Here is a 23,892-nt window from a genome sequence, read left to right on the forward strand (position 1 = left end):
ATGCAACAAAACTTAAACAACAAGCAGGCGACAGACGCACCCGCTTTTACGATGATTGCTCTCTTATTTCACTGATTTTCCCGGTGGGCCGGATATCTTTCGGTATTAACCCGTGATTTTGGAAAAATCGGCGACCGCGTGGACCGCCTCGCGAACGCGCGCCAGCAGCGCAAGCCGCATCGCTCGCTTGTCCTTATCGGCGTCGTTGACGGTCACGGTCTCGAAAAAGGCGTCGATCGGCGCCCGCAATGTTGCAAGTGCGGCCATGGCGCCTTCAAAATCCTCAGCCGCGACGGCAGCATTGGCTCGCGGTTCGGCAATATCAAGCGCCGCGATCAGGCCCGCTTCCGCCTGCTCCGGCGCATAGCTGAGCGTGACCGCTTCCGCTGTCTCGACACCTTCCTTTTTCAGGATGTTCGCGGCGCGCTTGTAGCCCGCGAGCAAATTCGTGCCGTCATCGGTAGCGACCAGCGATTGAAGCGCGGTCACGCGGGCCAGCAGGCGGACCAGATCGTCCTCGCCCCCCAGCGCGAACACCGCATCGATCAGATCATGGCGGACGCCCGCCTCGCGCTGCTGCACCTTCAGGCGATCTGCAAAGAAGTCCAGCAGTTCGCCAACCAGCGAGGTCGCGGCCTGCCGCTCCACATCCGTCCAGGCCCGATCCGGATTGAAGCCGGCCACGATGCTCGACATCAACCGATCCAGATGCTCCTGATTGCCGGCAATATCCTGTCCGCGCAGCTTAGACAGTTCAGTCATCAATTGCGCATTGAGAAAGGAGCGGCGGATGAGGTCGAAGCTGTAGGAGATGGCGGATGCCAGCGGGATACGCAGAGCGTTTTCGGTCAGCAGACTGAGGATCGCAAGCGCCGAGCGGCGCAGCGCGAAGGGGTCCTTCGATCCAGTAGGGAACATGCCGGCAGCGAAAAAGGCGACCAGCGTATCCAGCTTGTCGGCTAACGAAACCGCGATCGTCGTCGGCGCGCTGGGGACGTCATCGCCCTGCCCAATCGGCTTATAGTGGTCGCGAATGGCGTCTGCGACCGCATCGGGCAAGCTTTCGGCGCGAGCATAATAGCCGCCCATGACACCCTGAAGCTCAGGGAACTCGCCGACCATTTCGGTGACGAGGTCAGCCTTGGCAAGATGCGCGGCCTGTTCGGCCTGCTCGGCGTCCGCGCCCTTGACGATCCCCTTTTCCACCAGCCATCGGGCCAGCTTGGCGACACGCTCGACCTTGTCGGCCACTGTGCCGAGCTTTTCGTGGAAGGTAATGCGCTCGAGCTTTCTGGCGTGATCTTCCAGCTTGGTCTTGCGATCCTGCTCCCAGAAGAAACGGGCATCCGACAGGCGCGCAGCAAGAACCTTGCGGTTGCCTGCGACGATCGCCGCACCCCCATCCTTCGCCTCGATATTGGCGGTGCAGATGAAGGCCGGGGCCAGCTTGCCGGCAGCATCGCGCAGAACGAAATATTTCTGGTTGATACGGAGGGTCAGCTGGATGACTTCTGGTGGAACCTCCAGAAAGGCCGGGTCAAAATCGCCCAGCAACGGCACCGGCCATTCGGTCAGTCCCGCATTTTCCGCAACAAGGCCCTTGTCCTCGATCACCGTGTAGCCATGAGCGGAAGCTGCCTCCGCGGCCTTCGCCTCGATGATCGACTGACGTTCCTGATGGCTGACGATCACATGGCAGGCGCGCAGCTTTTCGACATAGTCGTGGGCGCTGCCGATCGTGATCTCGCCGGGATGGTGGAAGCGGTGGCCGAGCGTGGCATAGGCCGACCTGACGCCCTCCATCTCGATGTCGACCAGTTCATCGCCTAGGATCGCGACGATCCCTTGCAGCGGACGTACCCAGCGCAGGCTTTCCGTGGTCTGCGATGCGGCGCCCCAGCGCATGGATTTCGGCCAGGGGAAGGCCCGGATGACTGCAGGCACGGATTCAGCCAGCACTTCGACGGTCGCACGGCCGGGCTTGTTGACCACGGCGAACCAGACGCCATCGCGGTCTTCGAGTTGATCCTGCGTCAGTCCGGTCTTGCGGAGGAAGCCTTCAAGCGCCTGAGCCGGAGCCGAGGTGCGCGGACCTTTGAACTCCTCGCTCACGGCAGCGGTTTCCTGCGGCAGCCCCCGCGCGATCAGCGCCAGACGGCGGGGCGTGACGAAGCTGTCGATGCTTTCGGGCTTCAGGCCAGCCTTCGCCACTTCCTCGGTGAAGAGGCGGGCAAGCTCTTCCGACGCCTTCAATTGCATGCGCGCCGGGATTTCCTCGCAGCGCAGTTCGAGCAGGAAATCGGTCATCACGCAGCCCACCCGTTCACTTCCATCCACTTCTCGCAGGCCCCCTTGGCGAGGTCGCGCACGCGGCCGATATAGCTCGCGCGTTCCTGCACCGAGATGACGCCGCGCGCCTGAAGCAGGTTAAAGACATGGCTCGCCTTGATCGCCTGATCGTAGGCGGCGAGCGGAACCCCCGCCTCCAGCGACGCCTTGCATTCGGCTTCGGCATCCCTGAACCAGCGGAACAGCTTCTCCGTGTCAGCGATCTCGAAATTCCATTTCGACATCTGCTGCTCATTGGCGAGGAACACGTCGCCATAGGTGACGCCTGCATCGTTGAACTTCAGGTCATAGACACTGTCGACGCCCTGAATATACATGGCGAGGCGCTCGAGGCCGTAGGTCAACTCACCCGCGACAGGCTTGCAATCGAAGCCGCCCATCTGCTGGAAATAGGTAAACTGGGTGACCTCCATGCCGTCGCACCAGACTTCCCAGCCCAGGCCCCATGCGCCGAGCGTCGGGCTTTCCCAGTCATCCTCGACAAAGCGGATGTCATGGACCAGCGGATCGATGCCGATTTCGGCCAGCGATCCCAGATACAGTTCCTGGAGGTTCGCCGGGGACGGCTTCATGATGACCTGATACTGGTAATAATGCTGGAGCCGATTGGGGTTTTCGCCATAGCGGCCATCGGTCGGGCGGCGGCTGGGCTGCACATAGGCGGCGTTCCAGACATTCGGACCAAGGCTGCGCAGGGTCGTGGCCGGGTGGAAAGTTCCAGCTCCGACTTCCATGTCATAGGGTTGCAGGATGACGCAGCCCTGCTTACCCCAATAAGCGTGCAAGGTCAGGATCAGATCCTGAAAGGAGAGCACTTTGCTTGTCGCCACGGACGGTCCCTTGGATGACGGTTCAATTGCGGCGCGCCTTGGCGCAGCAAGGCCGCAGGGTCAAGGAAAAGAGGGCGGGAGGAAGGCTAAATCCGCTTGCCCTGTTGCGTTGCGGGACGCATGGATGGGCAAATAGTGCAGAAATGGATCCGAAGACCGCATGAAATGGCCCTCTTTCCGTTGGCTGGCAGCCGGTTTGCTGTTGCTGGGCGCCTGTTCGCAAGAGCATCCCGCCTCCGCGCGCGAACCGGCCGCCCGATCGACCTATGTGACGCCCGCGCTCTGGGCCGTGAAGGACGCCGACACCACCATTTATCTGTTCGGCACGGTTCATGTGATGAAGCCGGGACTGGACTGGTTCAAGGACGGCGTCAGATCGGCATTCGATCGTTCCGGCGAGTTGGTTCTGGAGATTGTGGAACCCGATGATCAGCAGGCTCTGGCCGCCACCATGGCGGGCAAGGCGCTGGCGCGCGATGGCGTGAAGCTGTCCGCCCGGCTGGGAAGCCAGGAGCGGACAAGATATCAGGCAGCCATGTCTGCCAACGGCCTGCCCTGGCAAGCCTTCGAATTGTTCAATCCGTGGATGGCGGGCATGGCGCTTTCGGTGCAGCCGCTCGAAAAACTGGGCTACAAGTCGGAACTGGGGGCGGAAAAGCTGCTGACGGCGACGGCCAGGAGGTCGGGCAAGAAAATCGATGCACTGGAAACCATCGACGAGCAGCTTGGCTACTTCGCTGGCCTGCCCATGGAGCAGCAGGTGAAGTTCCTCAATGCGACTGTGGACGGGCTTCCCGACATGGACCGCGAATTTGCCCGGTTGGTCCAGCACTGGCAAAACGGCGAGCCGGAAAAGCTTGCCGCCGAGATGAACGAATCGCTGGAGGCGACGCCGGAACTGGCGGAGGTTCTCCTCATCCAGCGGAACGCGCGCTGGGCCCAATGGATCAAGCAACGACTAACTCGCCCGGGGACCGTGTTCATCGCCGTCGGCGCTGGTCATCTGTCCGGCAAGGGCAGCGTGCAGGCGCAGTTGAAGACGATGGGCATCTCTTCGGCACGGGTGAAGCAATAGGGATGATCCGCCTTCTGGCGCGCTGGGCCGGGCTGGCCGCTTTTCTTTGGGTCGCAGCCTGCGGGGATCCGCCCCCTGCTGCTCCTCCGGGCGGCGGCCCTGCCCTTTGGCATGTTGCGGGCAAGGGCATAGACGGCTGGCTGTTCGGCACCATCCATGTTCTGCCGCAAAATGTGCGGTGGCAAACGCCATCAATCGGCGACGCTATCGGAAAAGCAGATCAACTGGTGCTGGAATCCGCGGAAATTCAGGATCAGGCGCGGACGTTGGCATTGTTCGAGAAGATGGGGCGAAGTCCCGGCTTGCCGCCGCTGGAGGCGCGCCTTCCCGCAAAGGATCGGGCCGCGCTCGACAGGATCGCCGCCGATGGCGGCACCAGCACGCAGGCTCTCTCCGGCTATGAAAGCTGGGCCGCGGCGATGCTGCTTTCGGCTGCCGCACAGCAGGCACTGCAAGTCAGCCAGGACCATGGTGTCGAACCTGTGCTGATCGCGGCATTCAGGCGCTCTGACAAGCCGATTGGCGGACTGGAAACGGTGGAGCGGCAGTTTCGCGCCTTCGACACATTGCCAGAAAGCGCGCAGCAGCGGCTGCTGATCGATATGGTGCATGAGGCGCAGGATATACGCGCGCTTTACGACCGCATCCTTGGCGCGTGGATCAAGGGCGACATCGCCACCCTCGCGCGGGAAGATCAGTTGAGCGAGGTGCCGGATCCTGTGGTCGAGCGGGCCGTTCTGATCGACCGCAACCGGGATTGGGTGAAGTCGGTCGAAGCGCTCAGGGGGCGTCCTTTCATCGCCGTTGGCGCCGGGCATCTGACCGGCAAGGGTAATCTGGTCGAGCTGCTGCGGGCCAAAGGCTATAAGGTGACGCGCATCCAGTAAGCGGCCCTTGCTTTCCCGCCTCTTTCTGCTATTGGGCCGCGGTCCCGCGATGGTCATCCCTGGAGGCGTGGCGGGCGCTTACATCAATTTGCTTTTGGAGACACGCAATGAGCGAGCAGCTTACGCTGTCGGCAGAGGCACGCGATCGGGCAGGCAAGGGAGCCTCCCGCGCCCTCCGCCGTGAGGGCCGCGTACCCGCCGTCATCTATGGTAACAATGAAGAACCCCAGTCGATCCACGTCGAGGAAAAGCTCCTCAACAAGCTGCTCGGCACCGGCCACTTCTTCAATTCGGTCGTCATGGTCGAGGTGAACGGCAAGGCCGTGCGCACCCTGCCCAAGGATGTCGCCTTCCATCCCGTGACCGACCGTCCGCTGCACGCCGACTTCCTGCGCGTTTCGGAACATGCCACCGTCCACGTCAATGTTCCGGTGATCTTCAAGAATGAAGACGCTTCGCCGGGCCTGAAGAAGGGCGGCGTGTTGAACATCGTCGCGCACGAGATCGAACTGATCGTCGATGCGGCCGAAATCCCCGACGATGTCGTGGTCGATCTGACCGGCCTCGATGTCGGCGAATCGATCCACATCGGCGCCGTGAAGCTGCCCAAGGGCGCCAAGGCTGCCCATGACGAGACCGACTTCACCGTCGCGACCATCGTTGCCCCCTCGGCTCTGAAGAGCGCCGAAGGCGACAACGAAACCCCGGCCGAAGGCGCCTAAGCCTCTCATCGGCAAGTCCTTATGGACTGGAAATTCCGATCCCGCTCGCCTACCCGGCGGGCGGGATTTTTCTTTGGAGATGACACGCGATGCAGATCTGGGTGGGCCTTGGCAATCCGGGCACCCAATATGCGATGAACCGGCATAATGTCGGCTTCATGGCTGTGGACGTCATCGCGGACATCCATCGCTTCTCGCCGCCGAAGAAACAGTTTCAGGGCTGGGTGCAGGAAGGACGGATCGGGCCGGAGAAGATCATCCTGATCAAGCCCGCGACCTTCATGAACGAAAGCGGCCGCTCGGTGGGTGAAGCGATGCGCTTCTACAAGCTCACGCCGGAAGATGTGACCGTCTTTCATGACGAGCTGGACCTTGCGCCAATGAAGGTGAAGGTGAAGCGCGGCGGCGGCAATGCCGGGCATAATGGCCTGCGCTCCACCGATGCGCACATCGGCGCGGATTTCCGCCGCGTCAGGATCGGCATCGGCCATCCGGGGCACAAGGACCGGGTTCATGGCTATGTGCTGGGCAATTATCACAAGAGCGAAACCGACGCCCTGTCGGACATGCTGGGCGCGATCGGCGCCGAGGCGGAATGGCTGGCCAAGGGCGACGATGCGCGCTTCATGAACGAAGTGGCTCTGCGGCTGGCAGACTGAGAGCCGGCAGCGAAACAGGACAGAAGAAGGTTGCGCGTTCGTCCGCCCTGCCCTCGCGATGAAATGGGCAAGGCCGATTGCGGACTGTCGCATTGCCGGGCCATAGAGTAGGCTGACTTTTCCAATTTTTCCAAGGGGACCCGGGTGATACAGACCGTCTCGACGCAGCCTTTCGACGATCAGAAGCCGGGCACGTCCGGCCTGCGCAAGAAGGTCCGCATTTTCCAGCAACCCCATTATGCGGAAAATTTCGTCCAGTCGGTTTTTGACAGTCTGGAGGGCTTTGCGGGTCAGACACTGGTGGTCGGCGGCGACGGGCGCTACCTCAACCGGGAGGTCATCCAGATCGTGCTGAAAATGGCCGCCGCCAACGGCTTTGGCCGGGTGTTGGTGGGCAGGGGCGGGATTTTGTCCACGCCGGCGGCATCGCATCTCATCCGTTCCTTCGGCGCCTTTGGCGGGCTGGTGCTGTCGGCCAGCCATAATCCGGGCGGGCCGGATGAGGATTTCGGCATCAAATATAATGTGTCCAATGGCGGTCCCGCGCCGGAGAAGGTGACCGACGCCATCCACGCCCGGACGCTGACGATCGACAGCTATCGCATCCTGGAAGCGGGCGACGTCGACATCGACACGCCCGGAACCAGCCAGCTTGGCGAAATGACGGTCGAGGTTGTCGATCCGGTGGCGGCTTACGCCGATCTCATGGAGACGCTGTTCGACTTTGCGGGCATCAGGGCCATGATCGCCAACGGCTTCGCCCTGTCCTTCGATTCCATGAGCGCCGTGACCGGCCCCTATGCGGTCGAGATTTTCGAACGGCGACTGGGCGCGCCTGCGGGCACGGTTCGCAACGGCACCCCCCTGCCCGATTTCGGCCATCACCATCCCGACCCCAATCTGGTCCATGCGAAAGAGCTTTACGACCGGATGATGGCCGCCGATGCGCCCGATTTCGGCGCGGCTTCGGATGGCGATGGGGACCGGAACCTCATCATCGGGCGGCATTGCTATGTCACGCCGTCGGACTCGCTGGCCGTGCTGGCGGCCAATGCGCATCTGGCGCCCGGCTATGCCAGGGGCCTGAAAGGCATTGCCCGGTCGATGCCGACCAGCGGCGCGGCCGATCGCGTGGCCGAAAGGCTGGGCATCCCGCTTTACGAAACGCCGACGGGATGGAAATTCTTCGGCAACCTGCTCGACGCGGGGATGGCGACCATCTGCGGCGAGGAGAGCGCGGGCACCGGATCCGACCATGTACGCGAGAAGGACGGCATCTGGGCCGTTCTGCTCTGGCTCAACATCCTTGCGGCCCGGCGTCAGAGCGTGGCGCACATCATGGCGGACCATTGGGCGACCTATGGCCGGAACTATTATGCCCGGCATGATTATGAAGCCATCGCCAAGGACAGGGCTGACGCGTTGATGGCGGCGCTGCGGGGCAGGCTGGCGACGCTGCCCGGCACGTCGAACAGCGGCGGGACGATCAGGAGCGCCGACGATTTCGCCTATACCGATCCAACCGACCAGTCCGTCAGCCGCAACCAGGGCGTGCGCATCCTGTTCGAGGATGGATCGCGGATCGTGTTCCGGCTGTCCGGCACCGGAACCGAAGGCGCGACCCTGCGCGTCTATATCGAGCGCTATGTCGGCGTGGATGGTGCCGTTAACCTGCAAACCGGCGACGCACTGGCGCCGCTGGTCAGCGCCGCGCAGGAGGTGGCCGATCTTTCCGGCTTTACCGGCATGGACAGGCCGAGCGTCATCACCTGATGCCGGCTACCAACGCTTACGCTTGGGAAATCTGTCGGAAACATGCAGCATCCTAAAGAATGGGAAACTCTCCCTTTTCTTCGAGGCTCCAGAATGCGCCGTCTGTTTCGTGCCCTTTTCCTTTGCGCTGCTGTTCTGGGTCTTGCCGGTCAGGTTCAGGCCCGGACCAGCGAGGATGAGCAGCTGTGGGTCAATCTCACCGCCATGGGGTCGCTTTCCGGCAAGCTCGTCTATTTCGCGGAAATCCAGCCGCGTGTCGGCGATGGCGTGTCGCGGCTCGACCAGTTGCTGTTGCGGGGCGCCGTGGGATGGAAGCTGTCGCCCAGTCTTACCGTCTATCAGGGATATGCCCATGTCGTCCTGCCTGTCGACGGCGGCAGGGACGTGAATGAGGAGCGCAGTTTCCAACAGGTGAGTTGGACCATCGGCAAGCCATGGGCCGGAGAATTATCGTCGCGCACGCGGCTGGAACAGCGCTGGCGGTCCGACGGCGAGGATATGGGATGGCGGCTGCGCGAGATGCTGCGTTACGAAAAGCCGCTGAAGCCCGGCAGCAATGCCGTGAACGCGCTGATCTATGGCGAGGGCTTCGTGGCGCTGAACAGCACCGATTGGGGCGCGAAGGGCGGCTTCGACCAGTTGCGCAGCTTTATCGGCGCTGAGCTGGGGTTGGGCGGCGCCTCAACGGCGGAGATCGGCTACCTTAACCAATATATCAACCAGCGGGCCGGAAACAGCCGCGTCAACCATGTCGCATCGATCACTTTGTTCTTCCGCCACTGAGGCTGGCCTTTGCGCGCGGAAAAGGCTATCGGCGCGGCCATTCATTCTGACGTGAAGGCAGTTCCATGGGTTTTCGTTGCGGTATCGTCGGGCTTCCCAATGTGGGCAAGTCCACCCTGTTCAATGCGCTGACCGAGACGCAGGCGGCGCAGGCGGCGAACTATCCCTTCTGCACCATCGAGCCGAATGAGGGCCGCGTCGCCGTGCCTGACGATCGGTTGCAGACGATCGCGAAGATCGGCGGCAGCGCCAAGATCATCGAAACCCAGCTTTCCTTCGTCGACATTGCCGGGCTGGTGCGCGGCGCGTCGAAGGGCGAGGGCCTGGGTAACCAGTTCCTGGCCAATATTCGCGAGACCGACGCCATCGTCCATGTGCTGCGCTGTTTCGAGGATGGCGACATCACCCATGTCGAGGGCAAGGTCGACCCCATCGCCGACGCCGAGACGGTCGAGACGGAATTGATGCTCGCCGATCTTGAATCGCTGGAGAAGCGCGTGCCCAACCTTGCCAAGAAGGCGGCGCAGGGCGACAAGGAGGCCAAGGCCGCCGCATCGGTGCTGGGGCAGGCTCTCGACCTGTTGCGCGACGGCAAGCCGGCCCGCCTCACCGTCCCCAGGGATGTGGAGGAAGAGCGCCTCTTCGGACAGGCCCAGCTGCTGACGGCCAAGCCCGTCCTCTATGTCTGCAATGTCGAGGAAGAGAGCGCCGCGACGGGCAACGCCCATTCGGCGCGAGTATTCGAGAAGGCCGCGGCGGAAAATGCCAAGGCGGTGATCGTATCAGCCGCGATCGAGGCGGAACTCGTCACCATGCCGGTCGAGGAGCGGGCCGAATATCTGGAGGCGCTGGGGCTGACGGAAGCCGGCCTCGCGCGGATCATCCGGGCGGGTTATGAACTGCTGGGTCTCATCACCTTCTTCACCGTCGGGCCAAAGGAAGCCCGCGCCTGGACTGTGACGAAGGGGTCGAAGGCGCCGCAGGCCGCTGGCGCGATCCATACCGATTTTGAAAAGGGATTCATCCGGGCCGAGACCATGGCCTATGCCGATTATGTCCAGTTCAATGGCGAGGCCGGGGCCAAGGAAGCGGGCAAGTGGAGGTCCGAAGGCAAGGATTATGTGACGCAGGATGGCGACATCATGCTGTTCCGCTTCAACGTCTAGGTGATTTTGCCATTCGCCCCAAACCGGCCTGAGCCAGATGGCAAAAACGCCCGAATTCATTCACCGTGAGATCACGCCCGTCCGGCGCAAGGCGGCCTTTCCGCCCAGTGTCGATGAAGGAACAAGGTTGCTGATCCTCGGCAGCCTGCCCGGCGACGCCTCGATCAAACAGGGCGAATATTACGCCCATCGCGGCAACGCCTTCTGGGCGCTGATGGGCGAGGTGCTGGGCGAAGACCTGCGCGGACGGCCCTATGCGATGCGGCTGAAGCGGTTGCGTGCGCGGGGCGTGGGCCTTTGGGATGTGATCGAGAGCGCGGATCGCGAAGGGAGTCTGGACAGCGCCATACGCGGCGCGGAATTGCGCGATCTCGGCGCCTTCGTGGCGCGCTTGCCGAAGCTGGAAGCGGTCGCCTTCAACGGCAGGACGGCGGCGCTGCATGGGCGGCGGCAGATCGGGGAGCGGCCAGGCCTCAGGCTGATCAACCTCCCCTCCTCCAGCGGCGCATTCGCCAGCATGTCGCGGGAGGACAAACGCGCGGCGTGGATGGCGCTGACCGCCTATGTCACTTTACCGTCGCAATCGCCCTGTTAAGCGAATGGGCACGCCATGAATATTCAGAGTCGCTCATGTATCTGCGCTGCCTGTTCTTTGCCTTGTCGATCGCCGTTCTGTCAGGCTGCGCGCAGGCCGGCCAAAGGCCTGCTGCCGTCGCAGCAATCGAACAGCGGCAGGCCGTCACCATCCTCATTTCCATCGACGGCTTCCGCCCGGACTATCTGAAACGCGGCGTGACCCCGAATCTGAATGCGCTTGCGCGGGACGGCATCGAAGCGCCCATGCAGCCGTCCTTCCCGACCAAGACCTTTCCCAACCATTGGGCGATAGTCACCGGCAAGCGGCCCGACCGCAGCGGCATCGTCGCCAATAACATGGAGGATGCGTCGCGCCCCGGCGAAAAGTTCACCATGGCGAGCGACGATCCCTATTGGTGGAACGAGGCCGAACCGATCTGGGTGACTGCGGAGAAAGCCGGTATGCGAACGGCAACGATGTTCTGGCCCGGATCGAACGTCGCCTGGGGCGGAAATGTGCAGAAGGACTGGCCATACAGGCTCGTCGGCGGCACGCGGCCGAGCGACTGGGCGCAGTTCAACCAAGAGATTTCGGGCGTGCAGCGAGTGAACGGCATATTGGACCTGCTCCGCCGTCCCGCGAATATCCGGCCGCATTTCCTGACCCTCTATTTCAACGCGGTTGATACGGCCGGGCATGAATACGGCCCGGATGCAGCGGAGACGGCGAAAGCCGTCAGCGAGGTCGACGGACAGATCGGCATGCTGGTGGAAGGGCTGAATGCTTTGAGGCAGCCCGCCAATCTCGTCATCATATCCGATCATGGGATGGCTGCGAAATCCAGCGAACGGGTCGTGCCCTTGGATCAGGTCGCCAACCCGGCCGATTATCGGATCGTCGAAAGCGGGCCTTATGCCAGCCTGACTGCCCTGCGGGGGCATGAGGCCGCGCTGGAAGCGAGCATCCTGAAGCCTCGACCGCACATGCAATGCTGGCGCAAGGGCACCATTCCGGCGCGCTTTCATTATGGCACGCACCGGCGGATACCGCCCTATTTCTGCTTGGCCGAAACCGGTTGGCTCATCCAGCCGAGCGCCCCCGCCAAGCCCTTTGCCGGGGGCGATCATGGCTGGGACAATCGCTCGCCCGAAATGCAGGCGCTGTTCATCGCCCATGGCCCGGCGTTCGATCCGCGATTCCGGCCGCCGACGGACTTTGCCAATGTCGATGTCTACCCCCTGCTTGCGCGGTTGCTGGGGGTAGCGGCAGCGGCAGGCGACGGCGATCCGAAGGCGCTGGAGGGGCTTGTCCGGAAATAGCGGCTTTACGTTCTCGTCAACTAATGATTGACGTAAACGTAAGGCGTGCCTACCTCTCACCCGTTGCTAAAGGAAACGGGTTGAACATGAGCGAAATCGTCTATTTTGAGGATGTGGCCATCGGCGCCAGCAGCGAATTCGGGCCGCTGACCGTCAGCCGCGACGAGATTATCGACTTTGCGCGCGAATTCGACCCGCAGCCCTTTCACCTCTCCGACGAAGCAGCGGCGCAGACGCATTTCGGCAGCCTTGCCTCCAGCGGGTGGCACACCACGGCGCTGTCGATGAAGATGATGGTCGCGGCCTGGCAGGAGCATCCCGGCGTGCAGGCAGCCAGTCTGGGCGCACTGGGCGTCGACGAATTGCGCTGGCTCCAGCCGGTGCGTCCGGGCGACACGCTGCGCGGGCGGTCGGAGGTGGTGGACAAGAAGGCTTCGAAAAGCCGTCCGGAAATGGGCATCGTCCGGACGCAGGTGACGATCTTCAATCAGCGCGACGAGCCGGTGCTGACGATGAAGCCGATTGCGATGTTCAGAACCCGTCCGGCCTGACGCTTTCCGCTTTCGGCTGATTGGCGCGGGCGTCGGCGGCCATGATGCGGATCGTCGATTGCGTTGCGCTGGCGATCTGGATGGTGTGAAGGCCCGGTGCCAGATCGAACCAGACGATTTTGCGAATCCCCGAACAGGCGGGGCCATGGCCATGGTCCACTGACGGGAGGGCTGTTTTTCCCATGGCGGCGTCGATCCACGCCGCTTCCGACAGGGCTATGCCGATGCGGGCCGCATCCTTGACGGCGAGGATGAAGAGTCCGCCACGGCTTTTCGGCGCATTTTTGCGCGGAGCCAAGACATACTGGACTTGCACGGCAGGCCGCAGGGTCGCAGTGACGGGCTTGCCGAGGATCAGGCGCGGCGCCGTAGAGACCGTCGCGCCCGCGATGGCTGACCCACTTTGCGTCCAGCTCGTCCACGGCTCCGCAAGTGGCGTGGGACTGGCGCAGTGATGGGGAGAGGCATGGGCAGACATCGGGCAGAGCGCCAGCAGGAGCAGCAGCCGCTTCATCCTCATTTCCTCTCTATTTCCGGCCGAAGAGCTTTTCGATCGAAGCGTGATCTAATTTCACCCAGGTAGGGCGGCCGTGATTGCACTGGCCGCTGCGGGGGGTAATTTCCATTTCGCGCAACAGAGCGTTCATCTCGGCAACGCTCAACACCCTTCCCGCACGGACCGAGCCGTGACAGGCCATGGTCGCCGCGACCAGATCGAGCCGTTCCTTGAGCGACTGGGCGCTGTCATAGGCGGCGAGATCATCGGCGAGATCCGACACCAGTCCCTGCACATCGCCCTGCCCCAGCATCGCGGGCGTGGAGCGGACCAGCATCGCGGCCGGGCCGAAACGCTCCATTTCCAGCCCGAAATCCTTGAGTTCTTCGATCCGCGCTTCAAGGCGGTCGCAGGCCGGTTCGTCCAGTTCCACCACTTCGGGCAACAAAAGCGCCTGAGAGGCAATCCCCTGCCCGTCCATGGCGCGGCGCATGCGTTCCAGGGTCAGACGTTCATGCGCCGCGTGCTGGTCGACGATGACGAGGCCATCCTCGGCTTCAGCGACGATATAGGTTCGCGCAACTTGCCCTCGCGCCACACCCAGAGGGAAGCTGGTACCTTCGGGTGCGGGCGCGGCGGCCGGTTCGGCGCGGGCCTGCGGCGGGGGCGCGAGGAAACCGGGGCGGCGGTCGGCCACCGCATAGCTCGGCATAGGCGCGGGCGCGCCTGCCGCTTCGAAGATCGGCATGGCGCTGATCGGCGTGGGGGAAACGGGTTCGGGCTTCCATGCCGAGAAAGCCGCCGGATCGGCATGCTGGACGGCGCGGAATCCCTCCGCATCGAGCGCGCGGCGCAGGCCCGAGACGATCATGCCGCGGACCAGTGCGGGATCGCGGAACCGCACTTCGGTCTTGGCCGGGTGGACGTTGACGTCGACCTCCAGCGGCGGAACGTCAAGGAACAGGGCGACGACCGGATGCCGGTCCCGTGCCAGCATGTCGGCGTAGGCGCCCCTGACCGCGCCGACCAGCAGGCGGTCGCGCACCGGACGGCCGTTGACAAACAGGAACTGATGGTCGCCTACCCCCCGATTATAGGTCGGGATCGAGGCGACGCCGGACAGGCGAACCCCTTCCCGCTCCAGCGCGACGATGACATGATTGTCCGCCAGCGCCCTGTCGGTCAGCGCGGCGACGCGGTCCTCCCGCGCTTCGTCGCCCTGCACGCCCAGCACCCGGCGGCCGTCATGCTCCATGCTGAACGCGACCGAGGGATGCGCCATGGCAAGCCGCCGGATGACGTCGAGGCAGGCGGCATATTCCGTCTTGGGCGACCGCAGGAATTTGCGGCGCGCAGGCACGCGCGCGAAAAGCTGTTCGACAGTGACGCGGGTGCCGGGCGGCAGGGCGGCGGGGCCTTCGGCCACCACCACGCCATTGTCGACGGTGCGGTTCCAGCCGTCCCTGCCCTGCGGCCTGCTGTCGATCGAAAGCCGGGCGACACTGGCGATAGAGGGCAGCGCCTCCCCCCGAAACCCCAGAGTCGCGACATTCTCGATCGCATCGTCGGGCAGTTTGGACGTGGCATGGCGTTCAAGCGCCAGCGCGATCTCCCCCGATTCCATGCCGCAGCCGTCGTCGCTGACCTCGATCCGGTCAAGCCCGCCATTGGAGATGCGGATCGAAATGCGCCGCGATCCCGCATCCAGCGCATTTTCAACGATTTCCTTGAGCGCGCTGGCGGGCCTTTCGACCACTTCGCCCGCGGCGATGCGATTGACCAGATGTTCGGGCAGGCGGCGTATTGACATTGATTAGTGACTAGCCCAAGCGAGCGCTTTCCGCGAGACGCAAGCCCCAGAAAATTTGGTCGCCAAAATTGGTTACCTGCGGGGCGGGTGGAACGTGGGGCGAACTTTCCGACTGTCCCGGTTCGCTTCGCCGGGGGGTGGGCTGAACAGGAACAGGCATGTCGATCTTCTCGCGACTCTTCAAACTTTCGTCTCAGGACATGGCCATCGACCTCGGCACGGCAAACACCGTGGTCTATGTGCGCGGGCGCGGCATCGTGCTCAACGAACCGTCGGTGGTGGCAGTCGAAACGCTGAACGGCGTGAAGCGCGTGAAGGCGGTCGGCGACGATGCGAAGCTGATGATGGGCAAGACCCCCGATTCGATCGAGGCGATCCGGCCGCTGCGAGACGGCGTGATCGCCGACATCGACGTCGCGGAGCAGATGATCAAGCATTTCATCACCAAGGTGCATGGCGGCAAGTCGCGCCCCTGGCGCTTTCCTGAAATCGTGATCTGCGTGCCGTCCGGCTCGACCAGCGTGGAACGGCGCGCGATTCGCGATGCGGCGAGCAATGCGGGCGCTTCTCAGGTCTTCCTGATTGAGGAACCCATGGCCGCCGCAATTGGCGCCGACATGCCGGTGACCGAACCGATCGGTTCGATGGTGGTCGATATTGGCGGTGGCACAACCGAAGTGGCGGTGCTGTCGCTGCGCGGCCTGGCCTACACGACCTCCGTCCGCGTCGGCGGGGACAAGATGGACGAAGCTATCGTCTCCTTCGTGCGCCGCCATCACAACCTGCTCATCGGTGAAGCGACCGCCGAGCGGATCAAGAAGCAGTTTGGCGTCGCCCAGCCGCCCGAAGATGGCGTGGGCGAGACAATCCACATCAAGGGCCGCGACCTGGTGAACGGGGTTCCCAAGGAAATCTCTATCAATCAGGGCCAGATCGCCGACGCGCTGGCCGAACCGATCAGCACCATCGTCGAGGGCGTGCGCATTGCACTGGAAAACACGGCACCTGAACTTGCCGCCGATATTGTCGATCAGGGCATCGTGCTGACCGGCGGCGGAGCGCTGCTGAAGGGCCTGGACGACGAATTGCGCGACGAAACCGGCCTGCCCGTAACCATCGCCGAAGATCCGCTGACCTGCGTTGCGATCGGCACCGGCCGCGCGATGGAAGATCCGATCTTCCGGGGCGTTCTCCAGACCGCGTAAAAAGGGGATAGGTTGATGGCGCGGCCGCCCAGCCGACGCCCCGGGCACAACCGGAAGGCGCAATATAGCCTCTTCGCCAGCTATGTCGTGGCGATGACGGGCGCCGCCGTCGGCCTGCTTCTGGTGGTTGTCGCCATATTCGATCCGACAGGTTTCGCCGCGATCCGCATCGCGACGGCGGAGATCACCCGCCCGGCGTCGGTCGGCCTCAAGAATATGGTAAGCGGGGTCAGTTCCGTCGACGAGGTGCTTGCCAGCTATTGGCGTGCAGGCTCGCAGAATATTGCGCTGCGCCGCCAGGTGGAGGTCGACCGCAACCGCATTATCGAGGCCAAGGCGGTGGCGCAGGAAAATCTGCGCCTCAAGAAACTGTTGAAGCTGGTAGAGGATGACGGCAGCCAGTTGCTGACGGCGCGGCTGATCGCTTCCTCGTCCACCAGCACGCGGCGGCTGGCGCGGCTGAACGCGGGAAACTGGCAGGGGGTGCGGCCCGGCATGCCGGTGCGCGCGCCGGAGGGCCTGATCGGGCGCATCCACACGACGACGCCTAACACCGCCGAAGTGCTGTTGCTGACCGACACCAGCAATATCGTGCCGGTGCGACGCGCCAATGACAGCGTGCCTGCCATTTCCACCGGGCTTGGCGACGGAACGCTGGAGATTCGTGCGCTAGCGGCGGGACGTAATCCCTTCAAGCCCGGCGACCTGTTGGTGACGTCCGGCATTGGCGGCATTTACCAGCCCAACATCCCGGTCGCGGTGATCGTGCGGACCGAGGGCGAGATCGCTTATGGCGTGCCGCTCGCCAATCCGTCCAAAGTCGATGCGGTGGTGGTCGAGCGTTCCTTCGAGGAAGTGGTGACGCGGCCCGACCCCACCGCCTCGTCGCCGCCAATCGACCCCGAAGCGGCCGCCAACGCTGTCCACTCGCCCGGCCCATGATCGATCCGCACCTTCAGCACGTGCCCCGCCTCGGCCGTCAGCCGTCGCGATTCCGGCTGGCGGGAACACCCATGATTACCGTCATGCTGGGCTCGATGGTCACCGCCCTGCCGGTGATCGCCCAGTCCCCGGTCATGCCGACCTTCGGACTGCTGCTGCTGCTGTCGTGGCGGCTGCTGCGGCCCGAATTGTGGCGGGCCTGGATCGGCGTGCCGCTCGGCCTGTTCGATGATATCGCAAGCGGGCAGCCCATCGGTTCCGCCGTTTTCCTGTGGACCGTCACCCTGATCGCCATCGACGCGATCGAACACCGAATGGTCTGGCGCAGCTATCGGCAGGACTGGTTAATCGCCACGGCTGCGATTATCTTCTGCATCGCCGGAGGGGTGTTCTTTGCGCACATCACCGGCGGAGGAAATATCAAGCCGTTGCTGGTTGTGCCGCAGATGCTCTGGACGATCCTGCTCTTTCCCTTTGTCGTCCGGCAATGCGCCCGGATCGACCGCTGGCGCGTGATGGCATGAAGCTGCCTTTCCTCAAGAAAAAGACCGTTACCGAAGCCTCCCTGTCCTTCACCTTTACGCGGCGCGCGATGGTGGTCGGCGGATTGCAGGCGGGCATCGGCACGCTGTTGGTGGCCCGCATGGGCTGGATCAGCGTGGCGGAGAACGAGAAATATAATCTGCTGTCGGAGAGCAACCGGGTCAACCTGACGCTCATTCCGCCGCGACGCGGATGGATCATCGACCGTAACGGGCGGCCGCTCGCGAACAACCGCACTGATTTCCGCGTCGACCTGATCCCCGAGCGCGTGACCGATCCGGAAGGCACGATCCGCAATCTGGCGCATCTGCTCTCGCTGACCGATGACGAGGTCGAACGGATCAAGGAGGAACTGAACAAATCCGCCGGTTTCCGGCCGGTGCAGGTGGCGGAAAAGCTGACCTACGACCAGTTTGCCGCCGTTTCCGTGCGCCTGCCCGACCTGCCGGGGGTGGCGCCAAGCCAGGGCTTTTCGCGCAACTATCCCGGCGGCGCTACGGTCGGCCATCTGCTGGGCTATGTCGGCGCGGCGTCGGCCAAGGATTATGAGGAGCGCAAGGACCCGCTGCTGATCACGCCGGGGTTCAAGGTCGGCAAGGATGGGCTGGAGCGATCCTTCGACAAGGCACTGACCGGAAAGCCCGGCGCCAAGCGAGTGGAAGTGACCGCGCGGGGCAAGATCGTGCGCGAACTGACGACACGGCCCGATACGCCCGGCAATCCGATCAAGCTGACCATCGATGCCGGGTTGCAGGAATATGCGGGACGGCGCCTTGCGACCCAGAGCGGATCGGTGGTGGTGATCGACTGCCATAATGGCGACGTGCTGGCCATGGCGTCGATGCCCAGTTTCGATCCCAACAGCTTTTCCGACGGCATCAGCCATATGGAATGGGACATGCTGTCTAAAGACGATCATGTGCCCCTGCGCAACAAGACCTTGCAGGGACTTTATCCCCCCGGCTCCACGGTGAAGCCGATGGTGGCGCTGGCGCTATTGGAGGCCGGGATTTCGCCGATGGACACGGTGAACTGCCCCGGCGCCATTCGGGTCGGCAACACGCTGTTCCACTGTCACAAGAGGCGTGGCCATGGCTCGCTCAACATGCGCGGCGCCATTGCGCAGAGTTGCGACATCTATTTCTACCAGATGGCGCAGCGCATCGGCATGGACCGGATCGCCAGCATGGCCCGACGGGTAGGCATGGGACAGAAATTCGCCCTGCCCTTCCCCAGCCAGAGCTATGGCACAGTGCCCGATCCAGCGTGGAAGCTGAAAAAATACAATCAGAAATGGCAGGTCTACGACACGGTCAACGCGACCATCGGACAGGGCTATATGCTGATCAATCCGCTCCAGATGGCGGTGATGGCGTCGCGGCTGGCGACAGGCAGGCAGTTGATGCCGAACTTCATCTTCGGCGCGGGGCGGCCCGCGCCCGCTCCCGTAGGCGTGAATGAGGAGCATCTGGTAACGATCCGCGACGCGATGAGCGCGGTCGTGAACGGCGGCGGCACGGGCGGCGCGGCACGCATGACGGTGCCCGGCGTGATGATGGCGGGCAAGACCGGCACAGCTCAGGTGCGCCGCATCACAATGGCCGAACGCGGCGGCGGGGTACGCAGCAACGCATCCCTTCCTTTCAAGCTGCGCGACCACGCGCTGTTTCATGGCTTCGCACCGTTCGACAATCCACGCTATGCCATTGCCTGCATCATCGAACATGGCGGCCATATCAACCGCAATGAAGACGCGCCGATGATCGCGGCGGACACCATGACCTACCTGTTCGACCCGGCCAAGGCGATGGAAAAGCTGGAGACGCTGGAAAAGGAATGGGGCGGTCCTCCGGCCGAACGCATGGCACGGCAGATGGCGGCCTATCGGCTGGCCAAGGCGATTGAAAAGGGAGAGGCACCGCCGCCCGAAGCGGCCAACGCCGCCAATTCGGCCGAGCCTGGCAACGCGGCGACGGCCGCCGCGCCGCCTTCCACACCGCCGCCGGCCGACGATGACGATGCCCCACCACCGCCCGGCCCCGGCGCAGGGACGGCACAATGAGCATCGTTCCGGAACCCCTGACCCAATTGCCCTGGCGGGTGCTCGGCATATTGCTGGCCATCGCCGGTTTCGGCACGCTGGTACTCTACAGCGCCGCGGGAGGGAGCATCACTCCCTGGGCAATCAATCAGGGCGTGCGCTTCGTCATCTTTTCCGGAATGGCGCTGCTACTCAGCCGCGTACCGCTGGCGACTTTCGCGCGCTTCGCCTTTCCCGCCTATGGTTTCGTGCTGGTGGCTTTGCTGCTGGTCGAGTTGATCGGCGGCGTCGCGGGCGGCAGCCAGCGCTGGATCAATCTGGGCTTCATGCAGTTGCAGCCATCCGAATTCATGAAGCCGATTATCGTGTTGGCCGTAGCGCGTTTCTATGCGCTGCTGCCGGTCGGCGAAATCAGGCGCTGGAACGCGATCTGGCCCGCGCTTGTGCTGATCGGCGTGCCTTGGGCACTGGTTCTGGTGCAGCCCGACCTTGGCACTGCGACCATGATCGCGGCGGGCGGAGTGACAGTCATGTTCCTCGCCGGATTGCCCTTGCGGCTATTTGTCGGATCAGGGCTGACCCTGGCTGCAATCGTTCCTATCGCCTTCAGTTTCCTGCACGACTATCAGAAGAACCGCGTGCTGATCTTCATGGATCCGGAAAGCGATCCGCTGGGGGCGGGCTATCATATCAGCCAGTCGAAGATCGCCATCGGTTCGGGCGGCATCTTTGGCAAGGGTTTCCTGAAAGGCACGCAGAGCCATCTCGACTATCTGCCCGAAGGCCATACCGACTTCGTCTTCGCCACCATGGCGGAGGAATGGGGGCTGCTGGGCGGCGTGCTGCTGATCGGCGCCTTCATGCTGCTGTTCCGGTGGGGCATCGGCGTGTCGCTGCGCGCGCAGGACAAATATGCGCGGCTGGTGGCGGCCGGTCTGACGACGACCATCTTTTTCTATGTCGCGATCAACCTGATGATGGTCATGGGGCTGGCACCCGTGGTCGGCATCCCGCTGCCCTTCATGTCCTATGGGGGTTCGTCGATGCTGACCGTCATGCTCTGCGTGGGTATCATCATGGCCATCGAACGGTCGGGTCGGCGCCGCAGCCGTCCGGGGAACTGGGGATAAATCCCGGCCCCGCACAAATTTTTGGGCCACGACGCGATTTAGTGTTTGCAAAGTCCCATGTGACTGCTAACAGCCCGCCCACGCCAAGGCGACGGCCCGTCCGGGACTAGCCGAAAGCAGGTGTGGACGCATAGCTCAGTTGGTAGAGCAGCTGACTCTTAATCAGCGGGTCCTAGGTTCGAGCCCTAGTGCGTCCACCATTTTTCCAGCGGATTAAGGCAGTTGCCGAAAGCTGGCGTGGACGCATAGCTCAGTTGGTAGAGCAGCTGACTCTTAATCAGCGGGTCCTAGGTTCGAGCCCTAGTGCGTCCACCACTTTTCTTCCGAAGCATTGCCTTCCTGAACGCGGGGCAGACAGCTCTCGCGGTCAGACCGGCAGGGCTGTCGTGAATTTCGTCATCGACAGGGCGAAATGCGAAGCTGCCCCCGAAACCGAGGGATGACCGAGAAGCGTCATCATCAGGAATCGGTTATAATCGGCGACGTCGGCCACCACGACCCGCAGCAGATAGTCCCATTCGCCAGACATGGAAAAGCACTCGACGATTTCGGGGCGGCCATCGACAAATTGCTCGAAAGCCCTGCGCGCTTCCTGTGCATGGCTACGCATGCGGATGTTGCAGAGGACGTTGACCCCGCGCCCAACCTTTTCCGGGTCGACCAGACGTACGGTTCCAACGAGCACGCCCGCACTTTCGAGTGCCTTGATCCGACGCCAGCAGGACGCGCTGGACGCCCCCACCCGCTCCGCCAGATCGGCATGACTCAGCGTGGCATCCTCCTGCAAGGCAGCAATGATTTTTCGATCAATGGCGTCGATCTGTCCATCCTGTTTCATTCGACAAAGGATATATGCTCCGCTCGTTTCATCCAAGATCGTTCTACAGCGGCCCTGCCGTACCCCTGTTGCTTCCGTCCGCCCCCGTTTCTTTTCGGCAGGGAACGGCGAATTCACTTCTCTTTTCGTCAGAGCGGTTTATTCTGGCGGCGGGTCGCATTGCGATGACTGGGGCTGCGTAGATGATCGACCTTTCTCCTCACCCGCACGACAAGGGGTCGGATACGGCGCCGCCGCCGCGCCACGATCTGGTGCCGGGGCATGCCGAAAGGCGGGAAAAGAAGCGGGACTGGGGGCAATTTTCCCATGAGCATGCAGAGGCCGCCGTGCAGCGGCTTTCGCGCTGGGCAGGACCCGTCGCGCTGCTCGCGGTGCTTCTGCTGCTCGGACTTTGGTTAATATATTGATCCATTTCGCGATTCGGGTCGGCAACATCTTCCACCGCCCCGATTGCGCCGCACCGCAAACATGTCTCAAAACGGGTCGTCGCAAATGTGGGGCGGCGCGTCCTTTGAGATAAACGGATCGTCGGAAAAGCGGGGCCAAGCGTCCCACCCCCGATTGTCAGCACCGATCATTTATGTCCTGCTGCTGCGCAACATAAATCAAAACGCAGCGGATGTCTGATGCTTACCTGCCGTTCCCCACGGCGGCCCGTTGACGTCATGACACAAAAAGGGTTGCAGATGTCCAAAATTGATCTGGCGATCACAGGAGTTCCCAGTCGCCAGCCCGCCGCAGCCGCAGGTCAGCGGAATGCCAGACTGTGGCTGTGCCTGCTGTTGCTGGTCGCCGACATGGCAGCGCTGGCCACGGGCTTCGGGCTGGGTTTGCGCGCAGCCGGCATAGGCTGGATAGCCGACGGCCAATGGCAGCCTTTGGCGGGCGGCATGATCGTGTATGGCGTGCTGGCTTTCCATAATCAGGCCTATAATCCCCATTGCCTCACCCGCATGACGCAATCCTGCCGCAGCGCCACCATGGCTTTTGCAGGCACGTTGCTGATCTTTCTGCTGGTCGTCTTCTCACTGAAAGCCACGGCGGAACTTTCAAGACTAGGCGTGTCGGCGGGAATATTGTGCAGCGGGACACTGCTGGTGTTGCAACGTCTGCTGATCGTGCAGACGGTTCGGCGGAATTTCGCCGAGGGACTGTTCGCCCAGCTTTTGATCATCGACGATGGCGACATTCCGGAAGACGTCAGCGGCATGGTGATCGTGGATGCCGGCGCCATCGGCCTGAAGGCCGATCTGGATGATCCCTATATGCTCCACCGGCTGGGGACGATGCTGCGCGACTTCGATCGCGTCGTGATCTCCTGCCCGCCGGAGCGCAAGGCCGACTGGGCGCAGATGCTGAAAGGCGGCAATATCCTGGGCGAAATTATCGTGCCGGAACTCGACACCATAGCGCCCCTCGCCGTCCAGGCCTATCGCGGAACCCCGACGCTGGTGGTGTCGCGCGGACCGCTGAATCTGGCCAACCGGGCCAAGAAGCGCCTGCTGGACATCGCCCTGACGGTGCCGGTTCTAATCATCCTGTCGCCGCTGATGGCCGTCATCGCGGTCCTCATCAAGCTGGACTCGCCGGGACCGGTCTTTTTCAGGCAGGAGCGGATCGGACGCGGTAACATGCTGTTCCACATCCTGAAGTTCCGCAGCATGAAAGTGGAGCAGTGCGACGCCGCCGGCGCCACCTCCACCCAGCGCGACGACAATCGCATCACGCGGATCGGCGCATTCATCCGCAAGACCAGCATCGATGAGTTGCCGCAGCTCATCAACGTGCTGCTGGGCGAGATGAGCCTTGTCGGCCCCCGTCCTCACGCGTTGGGTTCGACCGCGGAGGAGCAGCTGTTCTGGCAGGTCGACCGGCAATATTGGCACCGCCATGCCCTGAAACCCGGCATCACCGGCCTCGCCCAGATCCGCGGCTTCCGGGGCGCCACCGAAACCCGGCGCGACATATTGAACCGGGTCGAAGCGGATCTGGAATATCTGCACGGATGGAGCCTGACGCGGGACATCGCGATCCTGTTCGGGACGCTTAACGTGCTGGTCCACAAGAACGCCTACTGACCCCGAATCGGGCAGCGGCGCCAGGACGCCGGAGGATAAAAAAGGTTCCGAAAAAATGTTTCGGATCAGCAATTTATGCGACGAAGCGTCAGCCTGAACGCTTCGTCGCAAAAAATCC

At 63.0% G+C, this 23,892-nt stretch carries 22 protein-coding genes and 2 tRNA genes; 19 read left to right on the top strand and 5 right to left on the bottom strand.

Annotation, left to right across the window (positions count from 1 at the left end; all coding sequences use genetic code 11):
- Nucleotides 1-105 precede the first annotated feature (105 nt).
- Complete coding sequence (gene glyS, locus ACFC3J_RS06650; protein WP_375195451.1) at nucleotides 106-2,307, bottom strand: glycine--tRNA ligase subunit beta; 2,202 nt, start codon at nucleotides 2,305-2,307, stop codon at nucleotides 106-108.
- Nucleotides 2,307-3,179 carry a glycine--tRNA ligase subunit alpha gene (locus tag ACFC3J_RS06655; protein WP_375195418.1) on the bottom strand — a complete coding sequence of 291 codons (873 nt, stop codon included), beginning with the start codon at nucleotides 3,177-3,179 and terminating at the stop codon, nucleotides 2,307-2,309. Before ACFC3J_RS06655 ends, glyS begins: the two co-directional genes overlap by 1 nt.
- 160 nt (nucleotides 3,180-3,339) lie before the next feature.
- On the opposite strand from ACFC3J_RS06655, the gene ACFC3J_RS06660 reads away from it, so the two are divergent.
- From ACFC3J_RS06660 to ACFC3J_RS06705, 10 genes are all read left to right on the top strand, one after another.
- Nucleotides 3,340-4,254 carry a TraB/GumN family protein gene (locus ACFC3J_RS06660; protein WP_375195419.1) on the top strand — a complete coding sequence of 305 codons (915 nt, stop codon included), beginning with the start codon at nucleotides 3,340-3,342 and terminating at the stop codon, nucleotides 4,252-4,254.
- A gap of 2 nt (nucleotides 4,255-4,256) precedes the next feature.
- A complete protein-coding gene (locus ACFC3J_RS06665; protein WP_375195420.1) occupies nucleotides 4,257-5,141 on the top strand; it encodes a TraB/GumN family protein in 885 nt (294 codons plus the stop codon).
- A 107-nt stretch (nucleotides 5,142-5,248) separates the two neighbouring features.
- Nucleotides 5,249-5,863, top strand: coding sequence for a 50S ribosomal protein L25/general stress protein Ctc (locus tag ACFC3J_RS06670; RefSeq protein WP_192666951.1), 615 nt, complete (start codon nucleotides 5,249-5,251; stop codon nucleotides 5,861-5,863).
- An 89-nt stretch (nucleotides 5,864-5,952) separates the two neighbouring features.
- Entirely contained in the window at nucleotides 5,953-6,522 is a 570-nt protein-coding gene (pth, locus tag ACFC3J_RS06675) for an aminoacyl-tRNA hydrolase (RefSeq protein ID WP_375195421.1), read from the top strand.
- Between the two features lie 144 nt (nucleotides 6,523-6,666).
- A complete protein-coding gene (locus ACFC3J_RS06680; RefSeq protein WP_375195422.1) occupies nucleotides 6,667-8,295 on the top strand; it encodes an alpha-D-glucose phosphate-specific phosphoglucomutase in 1,629 nt (542 codons plus the stop codon).
- Between the two features lie 93 nt (nucleotides 8,296-8,388).
- Nucleotides 8,389-9,078 (top strand): DUF2490 domain-containing protein, encoded by a 690-nt coding sequence (locus tag ACFC3J_RS06685; RefSeq protein WP_375195423.1) that lies wholly within the window; start codon nucleotides 8,389-8,391, stop codon nucleotides 9,076-9,078.
- Nucleotides 9,079-9,143: 65 nt separating this feature from the next.
- The gene (gene ychF / locus ACFC3J_RS06690) at nucleotides 9,144-10,244 is read left to right on the top strand and encodes a redox-regulated ATPase YchF (protein WP_375195424.1); all 1,101 of its coding nucleotides are present in this window, start codon (nucleotides 9,144-9,146) and stop codon (nucleotides 10,242-10,244) included.
- Between the two features lie 37 nt (nucleotides 10,245-10,281).
- Complete coding sequence (locus ACFC3J_RS06695; RefSeq protein WP_375195425.1) at nucleotides 10,282-10,839, top strand: DNA-deoxyinosine glycosylase; 558 nt, start codon at nucleotides 10,282-10,284, stop codon at nucleotides 10,837-10,839.
- Nucleotides 10,840-10,874: 35 nt separating this feature from the next.
- Nucleotides 10,875-12,140 carry an ectonucleotide pyrophosphatase/phosphodiesterase gene (locus tag ACFC3J_RS06700; RefSeq protein ID WP_375195426.1) on the top strand — a complete coding sequence of 422 codons (1,266 nt, stop codon included), beginning with the start codon at nucleotides 10,875-10,877 and terminating at the stop codon, nucleotides 12,138-12,140.
- Between the two features lie 86 nt (nucleotides 12,141-12,226).
- Nucleotides 12,227-12,691, top strand: coding sequence for a MaoC family dehydratase (locus ACFC3J_RS06705; protein WP_375195427.1), 465 nt, complete (start codon nucleotides 12,227-12,229; stop codon nucleotides 12,689-12,691).
- On the opposite strand, the gene ACFC3J_RS06710 is transcribed toward ACFC3J_RS06705, so the two are convergent.
- Both ACFC3J_RS06710 and mutL read right to left on the bottom strand, forming a co-directional pair.
- On the bottom strand, nucleotides 12,672-13,205 hold the full coding sequence (locus ACFC3J_RS06710) for a hypothetical protein (RefSeq protein WP_375195428.1): 534 nt from the start codon (nucleotides 13,203-13,205) through the stop codon (nucleotides 12,672-12,674). The two genes, ACFC3J_RS06705 and ACFC3J_RS06710, sit on opposite strands and share 20 nt — an antisense overlap.
- Nucleotides 13,206-13,218: 13 nt before the next feature.
- On the bottom strand, nucleotides 13,219-14,997 hold the full coding sequence (gene mutL / locus ACFC3J_RS06715; protein ID WP_375195429.1) for a DNA mismatch repair endonuclease MutL: 1,779 nt from the start codon (nucleotides 14,995-14,997) through the stop codon (nucleotides 13,219-13,221).
- 158 nt (nucleotides 14,998-15,155) lie between these two features.
- On the opposite strand from mutL, the gene ACFC3J_RS06720 reads away from it, so the two are divergent.
- The 7 genes from ACFC3J_RS06720 to ACFC3J_RS06750 all read left to right on the top strand — a co-directional run bounded on the left by ACFC3J_RS06720 (nucleotide 15,156) and on the right by ACFC3J_RS06750 (nucleotide 21,173).
- Nucleotides 15,156-16,202, top strand: a complete 1,047-nt coding sequence (locus tag ACFC3J_RS06720; protein WP_007685698.1) for a rod shape-determining protein — start codon at nucleotides 15,156-15,158, stop codon at nucleotides 16,200-16,202.
- Between the two features lie 15 nt (nucleotides 16,203-16,217).
- Nucleotides 16,218-17,144 carry a rod shape-determining protein MreC gene (mreC, locus tag ACFC3J_RS06725; RefSeq protein WP_375195430.1) on the top strand — a complete coding sequence of 309 codons (927 nt, stop codon included), beginning with the start codon at nucleotides 16,218-16,220 and terminating at the stop codon, nucleotides 17,142-17,144.
- Nucleotides 17,141-17,668, top strand: coding sequence for a rod shape-determining protein MreD (gene mreD, locus ACFC3J_RS06730; protein ID WP_375195431.1), 528 nt, complete (start codon nucleotides 17,141-17,143; stop codon nucleotides 17,666-17,668). The genes mreC and mreD overlap by 4 nt, the downstream gene beginning before the upstream one ends.
- Nucleotides 17,665-19,749, top strand: coding sequence for a penicillin-binding protein 2 (gene mrdA / locus ACFC3J_RS06735; RefSeq protein WP_375195432.1), 2,085 nt, complete (start codon nucleotides 17,665-17,667; stop codon nucleotides 19,747-19,749). Before mreD ends, mrdA begins: the two co-directional genes overlap by 4 nt.
- Nucleotides 19,746-20,858 carry a rod shape-determining protein RodA gene (gene rodA, locus ACFC3J_RS06740; RefSeq protein ID WP_375195433.1) on the top strand — a complete coding sequence of 371 codons (1,113 nt, stop codon included), beginning with the start codon at nucleotides 19,746-19,748 and terminating at the stop codon, nucleotides 20,856-20,858. The genes mrdA and rodA overlap by 4 nt, the downstream gene beginning before the upstream one ends.
- A 124-nt stretch (nucleotides 20,859-20,982) precedes the next feature.
- Nucleotides 20,983-21,058 (top strand) — tRNA-Lys (locus ACFC3J_RS06745).
- Between the two features lie 39 nt (nucleotides 21,059-21,097).
- Nucleotides 21,098-21,173 (top strand) — tRNA-Lys (locus ACFC3J_RS06750).
- A gap of 52 nt (nucleotides 21,174-21,225) precedes the next feature.
- Here ACFC3J_RS06750 and ACFC3J_RS06755 read toward each other — a convergent pair.
- Nucleotides 21,226-21,696, bottom strand: coding sequence for an Lrp/AsnC family transcriptional regulator (locus tag ACFC3J_RS06755; RefSeq protein WP_375195434.1), 471 nt, complete (start codon nucleotides 21,694-21,696; stop codon nucleotides 21,226-21,228).
- A gap of 182 nt (nucleotides 21,697-21,878) precedes the next feature.
- Between ACFC3J_RS06755 and ACFC3J_RS06760 the strand changes: the two genes are divergently transcribed.
- Together ACFC3J_RS06760 and ACFC3J_RS06765 are read left to right on the top strand one after the other, a co-directional pair.
- Nucleotides 21,879-22,103: a hypothetical protein gene (locus ACFC3J_RS06760; protein WP_375195435.1), complete on the top strand. Its 225-nt coding sequence runs from the start codon at nucleotides 21,879-21,881 to the stop codon at nucleotides 22,101-22,103.
- 279 nt (nucleotides 22,104-22,382) lie between these two features.
- Nucleotides 22,383-23,774, top strand: a complete 1,392-nt coding sequence (locus ACFC3J_RS06765; protein ID WP_375195436.1) for a sugar transferase — start codon at nucleotides 22,383-22,385, stop codon at nucleotides 23,772-23,774.
- Nucleotides 23,775-23,892: the final 118 nt, after the last annotated feature.

Origin of the sequence: Sphingobium sp., assembly GCF_041987595.1 — a bacterium.
Taxonomy (GTDB): domain Bacteria; phylum Pseudomonadota; class Alphaproteobacteria; order Sphingomonadales; family Sphingomonadaceae; genus Sphingobium.